Here is a 14,922-nt window from a genome sequence, read left to right on the forward strand (position 1 = left end):
TAATAATCCTTCCAATAATTCATTATAGCTTTAGTTCTTGATTATTCACAAGTACTTTCATCGGCTTTAGCATACCAGGGTGTTTTGGATGGTGCTCATAAATTGCAAGGCAACGATCGTTTTTATCAAACACTGTTATAAATGGCGTCGTTATTTGCAATTCATTTTTTAAGAACATACCATTTTTTATTTTTTCTGCTTGCTTTTCATCTACAACCATTTTCGGGAACTTACTTAATGCTTCATCAATTGAAATGAAGATAGACTCTACTGTTCCATTTTGCACGTTTTCTTCAATTTCTTCAAATGATATGCAATCTTCTAATACAAATTCACCTGAAGCCGTTCTTACAAGGTGAGACATATGTGATGGAAAACCAAGTTTTTCACCAATCATTACCGCTAATGTTCTTACATATGTTCCTTTACTACACGTTACACGGAAACGGAATGAAATATTTTCTCCTTCAAACACTTCACGATCATCTAGTAATACAAATTCATGAATTGTAATTGTACGAACTGGACGTTCAACCTCTTGTCCTGCTCTTGCATATTCATATAATTTTTTTCCGTTAACTTTTACAGCCGAAAACATCGGAGGCATTTGCTCAATCGTACCTGTTAATACGGCAAGAACCTCCTCCACTTCTTTACGAGTAATAACACGATCTACATGTTTCGTTTCCACAACTTCACCTGAAGCATCTTCAGTTGTTGTTGAAAACCCTAATGTTACTTCACCTTCATATGTTTTCGTTTCACTTGTTAAAAATTGTGCAATCTTCGTTGCTCGTCCAACACAAATAGGCAATACTCCTGTTACATCTGGATCTAATGTTCCTGTATGACCAATTCGTTTTTCACGCAATATCTTTCTTAATTTAAATACACAATCGTGTGATGTCATGCCTTTTGGCTTATGTAATAATACTACACCTTCCATATATGTTCACCTCATCGTAATTCTTTCATAATCATTACCTAAAACTTATTTTACATTGAAAAAATGGATAGACAAATGTCTATCCATTATTCTTCACGTTTACCTTCTTTATTAATTTCATGTAAAAGTGTATCAATTCGATGACCATATCCGATAGATTCATCAAATTCAAAGGAAATTTCAGGCGTTTTACGAAGACGAATACGTTGGCCAATTTCTGAACGAATGAAGCCTTTTGCCTTCACTAAACCTTTTAGTGTACTGTCTTTCTGCTCTTCATCACCTAAAACAGAAATATACACTGTAGCAATTTGTAAATCTCCACTCACTTGTACATCTGTTACAGTAACAAATCCGACACGTGGATCTTTAATTTTACGACTGATGATGTCGCCTAATTCTTTTTTCATTTGCTCGCCTACACGGTTTGCACGTAATTTCATAACTCTTCACCTCATTCAATACCATTCCAATTGTGTTATCGTACGTTCAATTTCAGGAAATGAATCGATATACTCAAGTACACGATTCATTTCTTTTTCACAAATAACACGATTTGAGGATACGGAAACAATCGCAATTTCTGTACGTTGCCATACATCTTGATGCCCTACTTCTGAAACAGCTACGTTATAACGCTGTTTCACACGAGTTAACACCCGTTGCAAAATTGCTCGTTTCTCTTTTAAAGAATGCACATCGTAAATCATACACTCAAATGAGAGAGAAGCGATAATCATCGCTTCACTTCTTCCATAATGTACGCTTCAATGATGTCCCCTTCTTTAAGATCGTTGTATTTCTCAATTGTAATACCACACTCATAGTTTTGAGCAACTTCTTTTACGTCGTCTTTGAAACGTTTTAACGTATCAAGTTGACCTTCATAGATTACCACACCATCACGGATAATACGCACGCCGCTATCACGTGTAATTTTACCATCTGTTACGTAACAACCTGCGATTGTTCCAACTTTTGTTACTTTAAACGTTTGACGTACTTCTGCTTGACCGATTACTTTTTCTTCAAATTCTGGATCTAGCATACCTTGCATCGCTGCTTCGATCTCTTCGATTACTTTATAAATAATGCGGTGTAAACGAATATCAACGTTCTCTAATTCAGCTGTACGCTTCGCATTTACATCTGGGCGTACGTTAAATCCAATTACAATTGCATTAGATGCAGAAGCTAAAATGATATCAGATTCTGTAATCGCACCTACGCCTGTATGGATAATTTTAACTTTAACACCTTCAACATCAATTTTACGAAGTGATGCTGCCATTGCTTCTACAGAACCTTGTACGTCCGCTTTCACAATTAAGTTAATTTCTTTTACATCGCCCTCTTGGATTTGTTGGAATAAATCTTCAAGGCTTAATTTAGATTTCTCACCACGTTGAGCAAGTAACGCTTCTTGTGCACGTGATTCACCGATTTGACGAGCTTTCTTCTCATCAGCGAATGCCATGAAACGATCTCCTGCTTGTGGTACTTCGTTTAAACCTGTAATTTCAACAGGAGTTGATGGACCAGCAACTTTTACACGACGACCAATATCACTTACCATTGCACGAACACGACCGAATGTAGTTCCAACAACGATTGGATCTCCTACTCGAAGCGTACCGTTTTGAACAAGTAATGTCGCAATAGTTCCTTTACCTTTATCAAGCTGGGCTTCGATTACAGTACCAGTTGCATAGCGGTTTGGATTTGCTTTATACTCTTCTACTTCACTTACAAGAAGAATCATTTCTAGTAAGTTGTCAATTCCTTCGCCTTGAATCGCAGAAATTGGTACGAAAATTGTGTCTCCGCCCCATGCTTCTGGAACTAATTCATATTCTGTTAGTTCTTGCATTACGCGATCAGGGTTCGCAGCTGGTTTATCCATTTTATTCACAGCAACAATAATTGGTACTCCTGCTGCTTTCGCATGGTTAATTGCTTCAACTGTTTGTGGCATAACACCGTCATCAGCTGCAACAACAAGGATTGTAATATCCGTTACTTGTGCACCACGAGCACGCATCGTTGTAAACGCCGCGTGACCAGGTGTATCTAAGAATGTAATTTTCTTGTCATTTACTTCAACTTGGTATGCACCAATATGCTGAGTAATTCCACCCGCTTCACCAGCAGTTACTTTAGAGTTACGGATAGAGTCAAGCAATGTTGTTTTACCATGGTCAACGTGTCCCATGATTGTAACTACAGCTGGACGCTCTTTTAAGTTTTCTTCATCATCTTGCTCATCGATGAATGTTTCAAACTCAGTTTCGCTTACAATTACTTCTTCTTCTACTTCAATACCGTAGTCGTTAGCAATTAACTCAATTGTATCTTTATCTAAATCTTGGTTAATTGTTGCCATAATTCCAAGCATGAAGAGCTTTTTAATAATTTCAGATGGCTCTTTGCTTAATTTCTTAGCAAGATCACCTACTGTAAGACTTCCAGAGAAAGTAATTTTATCTGGTGTTTCTACAGTTTGTGTTTGTTGTCTTCCAGCAAAGTTCTCTTGACGCTTATCTTCGTTTCCTTTGCCTTTTTTCTTTTTCTTATTGCTGTTCTTTTTACTACGAACAACTTTTTCTTCTACTTCAAACTCATCTGCAACAGAAGGTTTTTCAGCTTGATACTCATTATCTAATTTGTTTACTACTTCATCGTCTAACATTGTCATATGATTCGAAACCTCGATATTCATTTCTTTTAGTTTTGTCATAAGATCTTTACTTGAGATATTATGTTTTTTCGCATATTCATGCACTCGAATTTTACTCATACCTTCACCCCCGGTAATTTGTATCGAGCATGCTACGCAGCTTTTTCGCAAAGCCTTCATCTAACACAGCTACAACGACTCGCTCATCTCTCCCAATCGCATGCCCTAATTGTTGTCGATTTTCGACCTTTCTCATTGGTACGTTGTAGTACGTCGTTTTATCCGTGATACGCTTTGTAGTATTTACTGACGCATCCTCAGATAGCAACACAAGTTTTGCCTTGCCACTTCGTACTTCCTTTAAAACGAGTTCTTCACCCGAAATAATTTTTCGAGCCCGGTTTGCTAGTCCTAAAAACGATTTCCAATCGGACACTTATTTCGACTCCTTCTCAACAAGCTCAAGAAGTTCTTCATAAAGAGAACTGTCGATTTTCGCTTTTAGATGATGTTCCAAAACATTTTTCTTTTGAGCTTGAAGAATGCTTTCTTTATCTTTTGATAAATAAGCACCTCGTCCTGATTTCTTTCCAGTTAAATCAATAGACACTTCTCCCTCTTTGGAACGAACAATGCGAACGAGCTCTCGTTTTGATTTCATTTCTTGCGTTGCAACACATTTTCGTAACGGAACTTTTCGATTGCTCATACTCATCACCTCTATTCGATTTCGTCTTCAACAGAATCGAATCCGAATGCGACTACGCTATCTTCTTCTGTTACAATACCAAGTTGTTTCGCATCAGACTCACTCTTAATATCAATTTTCCAACCTGTTAATTTAGCTGCAAGACGTGCATTTTGTCCACGTTTACCGATAGCTAATGACAGTTGGTGGTCTGGAACAACAACTGTTGTTGCTTTTTCTTCTTCATCTACAAGTACTTTCACAACTTGTGATGGGCTTAAAGCATTGGCAACATATTCTACTGGATCATTTGACCAGCGAACGATGTCAATCTTTTCACCTTTTAGTTCGTCTACAATGCGTTGTACACGTTGTCCTTTCGGTCCTACACAAGAACCTACTGGATCCACATCAATGTTCTCTGCATGTACAGAGATTTTAGAACGATCTCCTGCCTCACGTGCTACAGAACGAATTTCAACCGTTCCATCATAGATTTCAGGAACTTCCATTTCGAATAAACGTTTTAAAAGACCAGGATGTGTACGTGATACGTAAATTTGTGGTCCTTTTGTTGTTTTTTCTACTTTCGTAATGAATACGCGAATACGATCATGTGGTTTGTATTGTTCGTTTGGCATTTGCTCACTTACAGGTAATAAAGCTTCTACTTTTCCTAAGCTTACATAGATGAAACGAGCATCTTGACGTTGTACGATACCAACCATGATATCTTCTTCACGGTCACTAAACTCAGAGTAAATAACACCACGCTCAGCTTCACGCACTCGTTGTGTTACAACTTGTTTTGCAGTTTGTGCTGCAATACGACCGAAATCTTTTGGTGTTACTTCAATTTCTAGTACGTCACCATCTTGATAGTTTGGATTAATTTGTCTTGCTTCTTCAACAGAAATTTCAAGACGTGGATCAAACACATTATCAACAACGTCTTTACGTGCTAAAACTTGGATTGTTCCCACTTGTGGGTTAAAGCTCACACGAACGTTTTGTGCTTGGTTAAAATTGCGTTTATAAGCAGAGATTAACGCTGCTTCAATCGCATCAATAATAATATCTTTGCTAATTCCTTTTTCTGACTCTAATACGAGCAAGGCATCTAACAACTCAGTGCTCATGAAGATCCCCCTTCTAACTAAAACGTAACAGCAAGTCGCGCATTTGCAACTTTGTCCATTGGAATTTGGATTTCTTTTTTACGTGTTTTAATTGTTAATAATAGTGTAATTGTAGTACCATCGTAGGAAAGCATTTTTCCTTCAAACATCTTTTCACCATCAATCGGCTCATATGTTTTAATTGCCACTTGTTTTCCTACCGCTTGCTGGAAGTCTTTCTCTTTCTTTAATGGACGTTCTGCTCCAGGAGATGACACATCCAAAAAGTAAAGATGAGGAATTGGATCCTCTTTATCTAAAGCTTCGCTTAAACGTTCACTCACCGCACCGCATTCTTCAATGTCGACTCCCTTTTCAGAATCGATGAATACGCGTAAGAACCAGTCTTGTCCTTCTTTCACATACTCTACATCTACAAGTTCAAGATTTAACTCTTCAACAATTGGCTGCGCAAATGCTTCTACAACTTCTGTGACTTTCTTATCCATAAACAGCCTCCTTCCTGCCGCCATGTACCATTCACAAGAAAAGACCCCGTCCATAGAACGGTCTATCTTATTCTTTCTCGTTAGCTAACAAAAGCCCCTGCCGTTAAGCAGGGAATATCTGTCTTAGTATTACCAAATTTAAGAAGTAAAACTTGTAACAAAATATGTATATACGACAGAAATTTCTTACCTCTCCACATCAATAAAATGTAGATAGTAACACGAAAGAGTGGGTTTCCCCACTCTTCTTTTCACACAATATACATGACATGGTTATCTCGGTTAATAGTATACCATACCAAATGTTGATTTGCAAAGACTTTTCCTACCTATCAGAACAGCGATAACTGGTTTTGATCCGGCAAATCACCTAAACAACCTTGACTATCTAAATACTCAATAATTGTTTTCGAAACCTTACTACGCTGCTGCAAGTCTTCTTTTGATAAGAATTCTCCATTTTTACGTGCTTCCACAATACTTAAAGCTGCGTTTGTACCAAGACCAGGCACCGCATTAAATGGAGGGATTAATGAGTCTCCATCAATAATAAAGTCTGTTGCATGTGAGCGATATAAATCGACCTTTTGGAATGAGTATCCACGCTCACACATTTCAAGTGTCATTTCTAGTACCGTTAATAAACTCTTCTCTTTCGGTGCTGCATCTAAACCTTTTTGCGCAATTTCATCGATTCTTGCACGTATAGATGCTGAACCTTTTGCCATCGCTTCTACGTCAAAGTCATCTGCACGAACCGTAAAGTATGCCGCATAGAATAAAAGCGCGAAATGTACTTTAAAGTATGCGATACGCACAGCCATAAGTACATAAGCAGCCGCATGGGCTTTCGGGAACATGTACTTAATCTTCTTACATGAATCAATATACCAACCTGGTACATTATTACTTTTCATGTCCTCTTCCCATTCTTCTGGTACACCTTTACCTTTACGTACTGACTCCATGATTTTGAAGGCTAATGATGGGTCCAAACCTTGATAGATTAAGTATACCATGATGTCATCACGACAACCGATAACTTCACTCAGCGTACATGTACCGTTATAAATTAACTCGTTCGCATTACCAAGCCATACGTCCGTACCATGTGATAATCCAGAAATTTGGACTAACTCTGAGAACGTCGTCGGTTTCGTCTCTTCTAACATCTGTCTTACGAATTTCGTACCAAACTCTGGTATACCAAGTGTACCTGTTTTACAGTTAATTTGTTCTTCCGTTACGCCTAACGATTCTGGCCCTGAGAAAATCTTCATTACTTCTGGATCGTCCGTTGGGATTGTTTTCGGATCAATACCACTTAAATCTTGTAACATACGAATAACTGTCGGATCATCGTGTCCTAGTATATCAAGCTTCAATAAATTATCATGAATAGAGTGGAAGTCAAAGTGTGTCGTTCTCCACTCAGCACCTATTGAATCTGCTGGATACTGTATTGGTGAGAAATCAAAAATGTCCATGTAATCTGGCACAACGATAATACCACCTGGATGCTGCCCTGTTGTACGTTTTACACCGGTACATCCTGCTACTAAGCGGTCAATTTCTGCATTTCGAATCGTTAAGTTATGATCATTTGCATAACCTTTTACATATCCATAAGCAGTTTTTTCCGCAACTGTACCAATCGTTCCTGCACGATATACATAATCTTCACCGAATAGTACTTTCGTATAGTTATGGGCACGTGGTTGGTATTCCCCGGAGAAATTCAAATCGATATCGGGTACCTTATCTCCTTTAAATCCAAGGAACGTTTCGAACGGAATGTCATGTCCATCTTTTACATATGGAATATTACAAGTTGGACATTCTTTATCCGGTAAGTCAAAACCAGAACCTACAGAACCATCATTAAAGAATTCTGATTGCTTACATTTCGGACATACATAGTGTGGTGGTAATGGATTTACTTCTGTAATTTCCATCATCGTTGCAACGAATGATGAACCTACCGATCCACGCGAACCTACTAGATATCCGTCTACTAACGATTTTTTCACAAGCTTATGTGAAATTAAATAAATTACGGCGAATCCATGCCCGATGATACTTTTTAATTCTTTTTCTAAACGCGCTTCTACAATTTCAGGTAACTCTTCACCATAAATGCTACGCGCCATTTTATAACTCATATCACGTGTTTCATCATCTGCACCTTCAATTTTCGGTGTGTATAGATCATCTTTTACTGGATGAACATCGCCAATTAATGATGCAATCTTTTGTGTATTCGTTACGACAATTTCTTTCGCTACATCTTCACCTAAGAATGAGAAACACTCTAACATTTCATCGGTTGTACGGAAATGTACAGGTGGTAATGAATGTCGGTTTAACGGATTGGCTCCGCCCTGCGAACTAACTAAAATTTTGCGATACATTGCATCTTCTGGATTTAAGTAATGCACGTTTCCGGTAGCGACAACTGGTTTATCTAACGTCTCACCTAGTTTTACTAAGTTTGAAATAATTGTTTTTAATTGCCCCTCATCCCGAACAAGTTCACGCTCTACTAAATGACGTAACACTTCTGGTGGCATTACTTCAATGTAATCGTAGAATTGCGCAATTTCTTCTACCTCTTCAGGAGCTTTTTGCATCATTGCCTCAAACACTTCACCTTTATCACAAGCCGTTCCTACTAAAATACCTTCACGATATTTTTTTAATAGTGATCTTGGTACTCGCGGTACACGGTAAAAGTAATTTAAATGAGAATATGAAACAAGTTTATATAAATTTTTCAATCCAACATCCGATGTAGCAAGTAATGTCATATGACTTGGACGCCCGCGCTTATATGCATCCCCTTGTCCCATACTATCGTTTAATTGATCGTGATATTCAAAACCTTTTTCAATTACATCTTTTAACATTTTCACTAGTAAGTATCCCGTTGCTTCTGTATCATAAATCGCACGGTGATGCTGAGTTAATTCAATGTCCATCTTTTTACACAACGTATTTAAACGGTGATTTTTCATTTCTGGGAATAAGAATCGTGCAAGCTCTAACGTATCTATTACTGGATTTTTTGTTTTTTCTAAACCAGCTTTTTTAAATCCTACGTTAATAAAGCCCATATCGAAGCTTGCGTTATGAGCAACAAGTGTATGGTCGCCCATCCATTCTTCAAACTTTTTAAACACTTCGTCCACTTCTGGTGCGTCGGTTAACATATCATCTGTAATACCTGTTAATTCAATGATCGTTGCCGATAATGGTTGATGCGGATTTGCAAAAGATTCAAAGCGGTCAATAATTTCGCCGCCTTTTACTTTTACAGCAGCTAACTCAATAACTGTATCATATACAGCTGATAAACCTGTCGTCTCAACGTCGAAAACAACATACGTTTCCTCTGCAAGTAAACGATGCGCTTCGTTATACGCTATTGGTACACCGTCATTCACTAAGTTTGCTTCCACACCATATATAACTTTAATTCCGGCTTTTTTCCCAGCTGAATATGCTTCTGGGAATGACTGTGCAACAGCATGGTCTGTAATGGCAATAGCCTCATGCCCCCATTTACCAGCTTGAGCAACAAGCTTAGAAACTGGAGTAACAGCATCCATTTGACTCATTGGCGTGTGAAGATGGAGCTCTACTCGTTTTTCGCCTTCTGGTGCTTTATCTTTACGAGACGGTCCTGTTATTTCATTAATATCATTTGCAATCATTACTAAATCTCGAACAAATGTATCATTTTGAACAGAACCACGAGCCTTCACCCACATTCCTTTTTTCAAGGATTGTAGCATTGGAATATCTTCTTTATCACGTGAGAACATTTTGATCATAATCGAATCTGTATAATCCGTTATTTTTAAAGTTAATAACGTACGTCCACTACGAAGCTCTTTCGTTTCCACATGGAAGACATATCCTTGAACTGTTTTTCTTCTTTCTTCATCTTGAATTTCTCGCATTGGTGTAATCTCTTCATCTGGCTTAATAAGATACCCGAGTGTGATCGGCCCTTCATGCACAACGCTGCTTTCTTCAGCTTGCTTCTTCGCCATTTCTTCCATAGCTTGTATAACACGCTCGCGGTCTTCTTGCTGCGTTTGCTCACGAAACTTTTGCATTTCTTCTGTATTTTGCTGTATATGTGTGTCTAACTGGAAACGCGGGAATCCAAAAGCCTCGTATTGATCCCCTACTGGTTTTGCAACGTTTTTCTTTAAAGCAGTAGATTCCAGCTCATTATTCACATTTATAAGTAACTTCACTCCATTGACCTGCGGAAGCTGCTTCTTTAAATAAGCAAACATAGGTGAAAATGTAATTCGTTCCGTACAAAGTGGCCAATACGCCCTCACTTCTTCTTCAGTAAATTGTTTGTTCTCTGTTTCTAATGCAAATGTTGTTCTTGCAATATGAGAAAATGATTGCTTAAGCTTTGTTTCTAGCAATTCATATAATTCTGTAGGCAAAATACGTGGCACTTGTAAATTAAAATGCCAACTTTTATTCGCTTTATCGATAACGAGCCTTTCAATACCACCGCCTTGTAAATATTGATTTATAAGGTCGTCTGGTATTTGCAACTGCTGGAGCAAAATTTGAAATCGCTCTTTTTGTTCATTTGTTAAAGACATAAGCACTCTCCTTCCATTTGCTATTATAAATTGAAACGTACTACAAAGAAAGATTTCTCCCTTCTTCTTTTACAAAATACGTTTACAAAGAAAGAGAAGGTACCTCATTACGAGGTACCTCTTCCTATTTTAAAATATTAGCAATATATGTTTGAAGTTCTTCTACTTTTACTTCTTCAGACTCACCTGTAGCACGTACTTTCACTTCTACAATACCTTCGTCTGCTTTTTTACCAACTGTCACGCGAACTGGAAGGCCGAATAAATCAGCATCAGCAAATTTAACACCTGCACGTTCTGCACGATCATCTAGTAATACTTCATATCCTTGCTCTTGTAATGAGTTATAGATGTTTTCACCCATTTCACGTTGTGCATCAGATTTCATATTTACTGGAATTACATGCACATGGAACGGTGCAACAGCTTTTGGCCAAACTAAACCGTTCTCATCATTAAACTGCTCTGCAATTGCTGCCACTGTACGAGACACACCAATGCCGTAACAACCCATAATAAGTGGTTGTGTTTTTCCGTTTTCATCTAGGAATGTTGCGTTCATTGCTTCACTATAACGAGTTCCTAATTTAAATACATGACCAACTTCAATTCCGCGTGCGAAAAGAATTGTTCCGTTTCCGTCTGGAGATTGGTCTCCTTCTTGAATGAAGCGTAAATCCGTATATTGACTTACTTTAAAGTCACGTTCTGGATTTACATTTACATAATGGAATCCTTCTTCGTTCGCTCCTGAACATCCGTTGACAATTGATGCTACAGCGTGATCAGCGATAATTTCGATATCACCTGTTACACCAATTGGTCCTAATGAACCAACTTCACAATTTAATAATTCTTTTACTTCTTCATGAGAGGCAAGCTCAACAACTGAAGCACCGTATACATTTTTCACTTTTACATCGTTTACTTCATGATCACCACGAACAAGTACAACTACTAATTTCTCATCTACTTTAAATACCATAGACTTAATGCACTTTTCAGCTTCGATGTTTAAGAATGCAGATACTTCTTCAATTGCTTTTTGGTCTGGTGTTGCTACTTTTTCAAGCGCTTTTTCTGCTTCGTCACTCTTCGTATACGTAGCTACAACAGGAGCCATTTCAATGTTCGCTGCATAATCAGATGTATCAGAGTATGCAATTGTATCTTCACCAACATCAGATAATACCATAAATTCATGTGTATCTTTTCCACCCATTGCCCCAGAATCAGCAATAACCGCACGGAAATTCAAACCACAACGAGCAAAAATATTAGAGTATGCTTTGTATAAGCGATCGTATACTTCATCTAAGCTCTCTTGCGTAGCATGGAAAGAGTATGCATCTTTCATTAGAAACTCTCTTCCACGTAATAAACCGAAACGAGGTCTTTGTTCATCACGGAATTTTGTTTGAATTTGATATAATGTTAACGGTAATTTTTTATATGATTTCACTTCATCACGTACAAGATCCGTAATTACTTCTTCATGTGTCGCTCCTAATGCAAATTCACGAGCGTTACGATCTTTCATACGCATTAATTCAGATCCGTAAGAATACCAACGACCTGACTCTTGCCATAATTCTGCAGCTTGCATCGCTGGCATTAATAATTCTACAGCACCTGCGCGCTCCATTTCTTCTCGAACGATACGTTCTACTTTGTGTAGTACTTTTAATCCAAATGGTAGAAAACTATAAATACCAGAAGCATTTTGACGCATAAAACCTGCACGAAGTAATAACTGATGACTCTTAATCTCCGCATCAGCTGGAACTTCACGTAATGTAGGACTGAATACCATACTTTGTTTCATCTATTCGCACCTCTTCATTTTACTCTTACACGCAGGAAAACCCCTCACCTCGAGTTAGGTGAGGGATTTTATTCTACGAGCTCTATTTCATTATAAGTTTCACTTTATTTTACAAGAAAAACTTACGAATGTCATTCCAAGTTACAACTAACATAAGTAACATTAATAATGCAAAACCAATAAAGTGAACCATTCCTTCTTTTTGACGATCAATTGGTTTCCCGCGTAACGCCTCAATTAAGAAGAAGAACAAACGTCCACCGTCTAAAGCAGGAACTGGTAGTAAATTAAATAAACCAAGGTTAATACTTAAAACGGCTGCTAAACTTAAAACACGCGTAAATCCATAATCTACAACTTGATCTGTTAGATTATAAATTCCTACTGGACCTGACAACTCATTAATAGAGAATTGACCAGTTACTAATTTCACAAGAGACTCAAAAATTAGTTTCGTCCATTGGTATGTTTGTTCAAAACCTGATTTAATAGAACCCATCACTGTTTTCTCTACAGGAGAGTAAACACCAATTCTACCAACTTCTTCTTTACCTTCTTTATCAAGCGTTGGCGTTACTTTCACATTAAACTGTTCACTATCACGCTTTACTTGTAACGTAATTTCTTTATTTGGATTTTCACGTACAATGGTAACAACATCTTTCCATGTACTTGTGTTTTTCCCATCAATAGCTTGAATTGTATCATTTTCTTTTAATCCAGCTTGCTCTGCTGCACTATTCTCCATCACTTTTCCGACCATTGGTTTGTCAACAGGAACACCTTGTACAAATCCAAGAATCACAAAAATAACAAATGCTAAAATGAAGTTCATTGCAGGACCCGCAAAGATCGTTAAAGCACGTTGACCTAATTTCTTAGAGCCAAACTGTCTATTATACGGAGCAATTTGAATTTCTTCACCAGCAGTAATAATACGAGCCTTTTCATTCACTCGGAATGTTTGAAGCTCTTCCTCGTACTCTTCATAACCCGAAATTGTTAAATTATGCTCTAAATCAGATTGTTCGACTTCAATAACGCGAACATTTGGATACTTTTCATATCCATCAAAAACTAATTTTACAACTTCGTCTTTTTCGTTTAATACAAGGCCAACCTTTTTCCCAGGCTTTAACTCAACTGTATCTGCATCCTCGCCAGCCATTCTTACATAGCCGCCAAGGGGCAGTAATCGAATCGTATACACCGTTTCATTCTTTTCAAATGAGAATATTTTCGGACCAAAACCAATCGCAAACTCACGGCATAAAATACCTGCTCGTTTTGCGAAATATAGATGCCCTAGCTCATGGAAAAATACGAGTGCACCGAAAATTAATATAAAGGCAATCGCTGTATTCAATTCCATACCACCTTTGCTAAATTTGTTCCATCACAAACCGTCTTGTGGCTGCATCAATTTCCAGAATTTCCTCTAAGCTTGGACGTGCAATGACATTGTGATGGTTCATTGCTTTTTCAATGAGGTCTTCCACTGTCAAGAAACCAATTCTCTTTTGTAAAAAAGCTTCAACAGCTACTTCATTCGCTGCATTCATTACAGCTGGCATACTTCCACCTGTTTTTCCAGCTTCATACGCAAAGCGCAAGCAACGGAAACGTTCTTGATTCATTTTCTCAAAATGCAATGTACCCATTTCCCATAAATTTAACTGCTTTGTGTCTGAAAGAGGTAATCGATCAGGATATGTAAGTGCGTATTGAATTGGCACTCGCATATCAGGTGAGCCAAGCTGTGCCATCACACTACGATCTTCAAATTCAACCATAGAATGAATAATACTTTCTTTATGTAAAACAACATCGATTTGCTCATAAGGGATACCGAAAAGCCAATGTGCTTCAATTACTTCTAGCCCCTTATTCATCATTGTAGCAGAATCAATTGTAATTTTCGAACCCATTGACCAGTTTGGATGTCGAAGCGCATCTTCTACGGTCACATGATGCAATTCATCTCTCGTTTTATCACGGAAACTTCCACCAGAAGCCGTTATAATTAGTCGAGAAATTCTTTTTTCATTTTCACCATTCAAGCATTGAAAAATAGCTGAATGTTCACTGTCTACTGGAAGTAACGAAACATTATGTTTTCGCGCTGCTTCCATTACAAGATGCCCTGCAGTTACTAACGTTTCTTTGTTTGCAATTCCAATTGTTTTTTTCGCCTCAATTGCACGAAGTGTCGGTAACAACCCTACGCTACCTACAACAGCATTTACTACGATCTCCGCATCTGGATGTAATGCTACTTCTAAAAGTCCTTCACTACCATATACAATTTTTGTATTACCAGAGACAGCTTGTAATTTTAAAACATCTTCCTCTCTTTGCACAGAGACAATTTGCGGAGAAAATTCTTGAATGACTTTTACTGCGTAGTCAATATTTTTCCCTACAGAAAAAGCAACGAGACGGAATTGGTCTGGGTGCGAGCGTAATACATCTAAAGTTTGTGTACCAATTGATCCGCTTGCACCTAATAAACTAATGTTTTTCAT

12 protein-coding genes are annotated in these 14,922 nt (G+C 37.8%); all 12 read right to left on the reverse strand.

From position 1 onward, the window contains the following. Window positions 1–22: 22 nt before the first annotated feature. A complete protein-coding gene (truB, locus tag EGX95_RS17450; RefSeq protein WP_000399344.1) occupies window positions 23–946 on the reverse strand; it encodes a tRNA pseudouridine(55) synthase TruB in 924 nt (307 codons plus the stop codon). A gap of 86 nt (window positions 947–1,032) precedes the next feature. After that, the gene (gene rbfA / locus EGX95_RS17455) at window positions 1,033–1,389 is read right to left on the reverse strand and encodes a 30S ribosome-binding factor RbfA (RefSeq protein ID WP_063246741.1); all 357 of its coding nucleotides are present in this window, start codon (window positions 1,387–1,389) and stop codon (window positions 1,033–1,035) included. 15 nt (window positions 1,390–1,404) lie between these two features. Next, window positions 1,405–1,686, reverse strand: a complete 282-nt coding sequence (locus EGX95_RS17460; RefSeq protein WP_000582364.1) for a DUF503 domain-containing protein — start codon at window positions 1,684–1,686, stop codon at window positions 1,405–1,407. Continuing rightward, complete coding sequence (gene infB / locus EGX95_RS17465; RefSeq protein ID WP_000036342.1) at window positions 1,683–3,743, reverse strand: translation initiation factor IF-2; 2,061 nt, start codon at window positions 3,741–3,743, stop codon at window positions 1,683–1,685. Before infB ends, EGX95_RS17460 begins: the two co-directional genes overlap by 4 nt. A 4-nt stretch (window positions 3,744–3,747) precedes the next feature. Beyond that, the gene (locus EGX95_RS17470) at window positions 3,748–4,059 is read right to left on the reverse strand and encodes a YlxQ family RNA-binding protein (protein WP_001286523.1); all 312 of its coding nucleotides are present in this window, start codon (window positions 4,057–4,059) and stop codon (window positions 3,748–3,750) included. Then, window positions 4,060–4,332 (reverse strand): RNase P modulator RnpM, encoded by a 273-nt coding sequence (gene rnpM / locus EGX95_RS17475; RefSeq protein WP_000071128.1) that lies wholly within the window; start codon window positions 4,330–4,332, stop codon window positions 4,060–4,062. It lies immediately after the preceding gene. Window positions 4,333–4,343: 11 nt separating this feature from the next. Next, window positions 4,344–5,450 carry a transcription termination factor NusA gene (nusA, locus tag EGX95_RS17480; protein WP_000102609.1) on the reverse strand — a complete coding sequence of 369 codons (1,107 nt, stop codon included), beginning with the start codon at window positions 5,448–5,450 and terminating at the stop codon, window positions 4,344–4,346. Between the two features lie 17 nt (window positions 5,451–5,467). Further along, window positions 5,468–5,938, reverse strand: coding sequence for a ribosome maturation factor RimP (gene rimP, locus EGX95_RS17485; RefSeq protein ID WP_000359097.1), 471 nt, complete (start codon window positions 5,936–5,938; stop codon window positions 5,468–5,470). Window positions 5,939–6,270: 332 nt separating this feature from the next. After that, entirely contained in the window at window positions 6,271–10,572 is a 4,302-nt protein-coding gene (locus EGX95_RS17490) for a PolC-type DNA polymerase III (protein ID WP_000059980.1), read from the reverse strand. 124 nt (window positions 10,573–10,696) lie between these two features. Beyond that, complete coding sequence (locus EGX95_RS17495) at window positions 10,697–12,397, reverse strand: proline--tRNA ligase (protein WP_000814305.1); 1,701 nt, start codon at window positions 12,395–12,397, stop codon at window positions 10,697–10,699. Between the two features lie 109 nt (window positions 12,398–12,506). Then, entirely contained in the window at window positions 12,507–13,763 is a 1,257-nt protein-coding gene (rseP, locus tag EGX95_RS17500) for an RIP metalloprotease RseP (protein ID WP_001090248.1), read from the reverse strand. Window positions 13,764–13,779: 16 nt separating this feature from the next. Next, the gene (gene dxr, locus EGX95_RS17505; protein WP_000790362.1) at window positions 13,780–14,922 is read right to left on the reverse strand and encodes a 1-deoxy-D-xylulose-5-phosphate reductoisomerase; all 1,143 of its coding nucleotides are present in this window, start codon (window positions 14,920–14,922) and stop codon (window positions 13,780–13,782) included.

The organism is Bacillus sp. FDAARGOS_527 (assembly GCF_003812125.1).
GTDB lineage: Bacteria > Bacillota > Bacilli > Bacillales > Bacillaceae_G > Bacillus_A > Bacillus_A paranthracis.

Bases quoted from the DNA above. Each gene is read 5' to 3' on its own strand.
- truB (WP_000399344.1), bottom strand. From the start codon at position 946: ATGGAAGGTGTAGTATTATTACATAAGCCAAAAGGCATGACATCACAC.
- rbfA (WP_063246741.1), bottom strand. From the start codon at position 1,389: ATGAAATTACGTGCAAACCGTGTAGGCGAGCAAATGAAAAAAGAATTA.
- EGX95_RS17460 (WP_000582364.1), bottom strand. From the start codon at position 1,686: ATGATTATCGCTTCTCTCTCATTTGAGTGTATGATTTACGATGTGCAT.
- infB (WP_000036342.1), bottom strand. From the start codon at position 3,743: ATGAGTAAAATTCGAGTGCATGAATATGCGAAAAAACATAATATCTCA.
- rnpM (WP_000071128.1), bottom strand. From the start codon at position 4,332: ATGAGCAATCGAAAAGTTCCGTTACGAAAATGTGTTGCAACGCAAGAA.
- nusA (WP_000102609.1), bottom strand. From the start codon at position 5,450: ATGAGCACTGAGTTGTTAGATGCCTTGCTCGTATTAGAGTCAGAAAAA.
- rimP (WP_000359097.1), bottom strand. From the start codon at position 5,938: ATGGATAAGAAAGTCACAGAAGTTGTAGAAGCATTTGCGCAGCCAATT.
- EGX95_RS17490 (WP_000059980.1), bottom strand. From the start codon at position 10,572: ATGTCTTTAACAAATGAACAAAAAGAGCGATTTCAAATTTTGCTCCAG.
- EGX95_RS17495 (WP_000814305.1), bottom strand. From the start codon at position 12,397: ATGAAACAAAGTATGGTATTCAGTCCTACATTACGTGAAGTTCCAGCT.
- dxr (WP_000790362.1), bottom strand. From the start codon at position 14,922: ATGAAAAACATTAGTTTATTAGGTGCAAGCGGATCAATTGGTACACAA.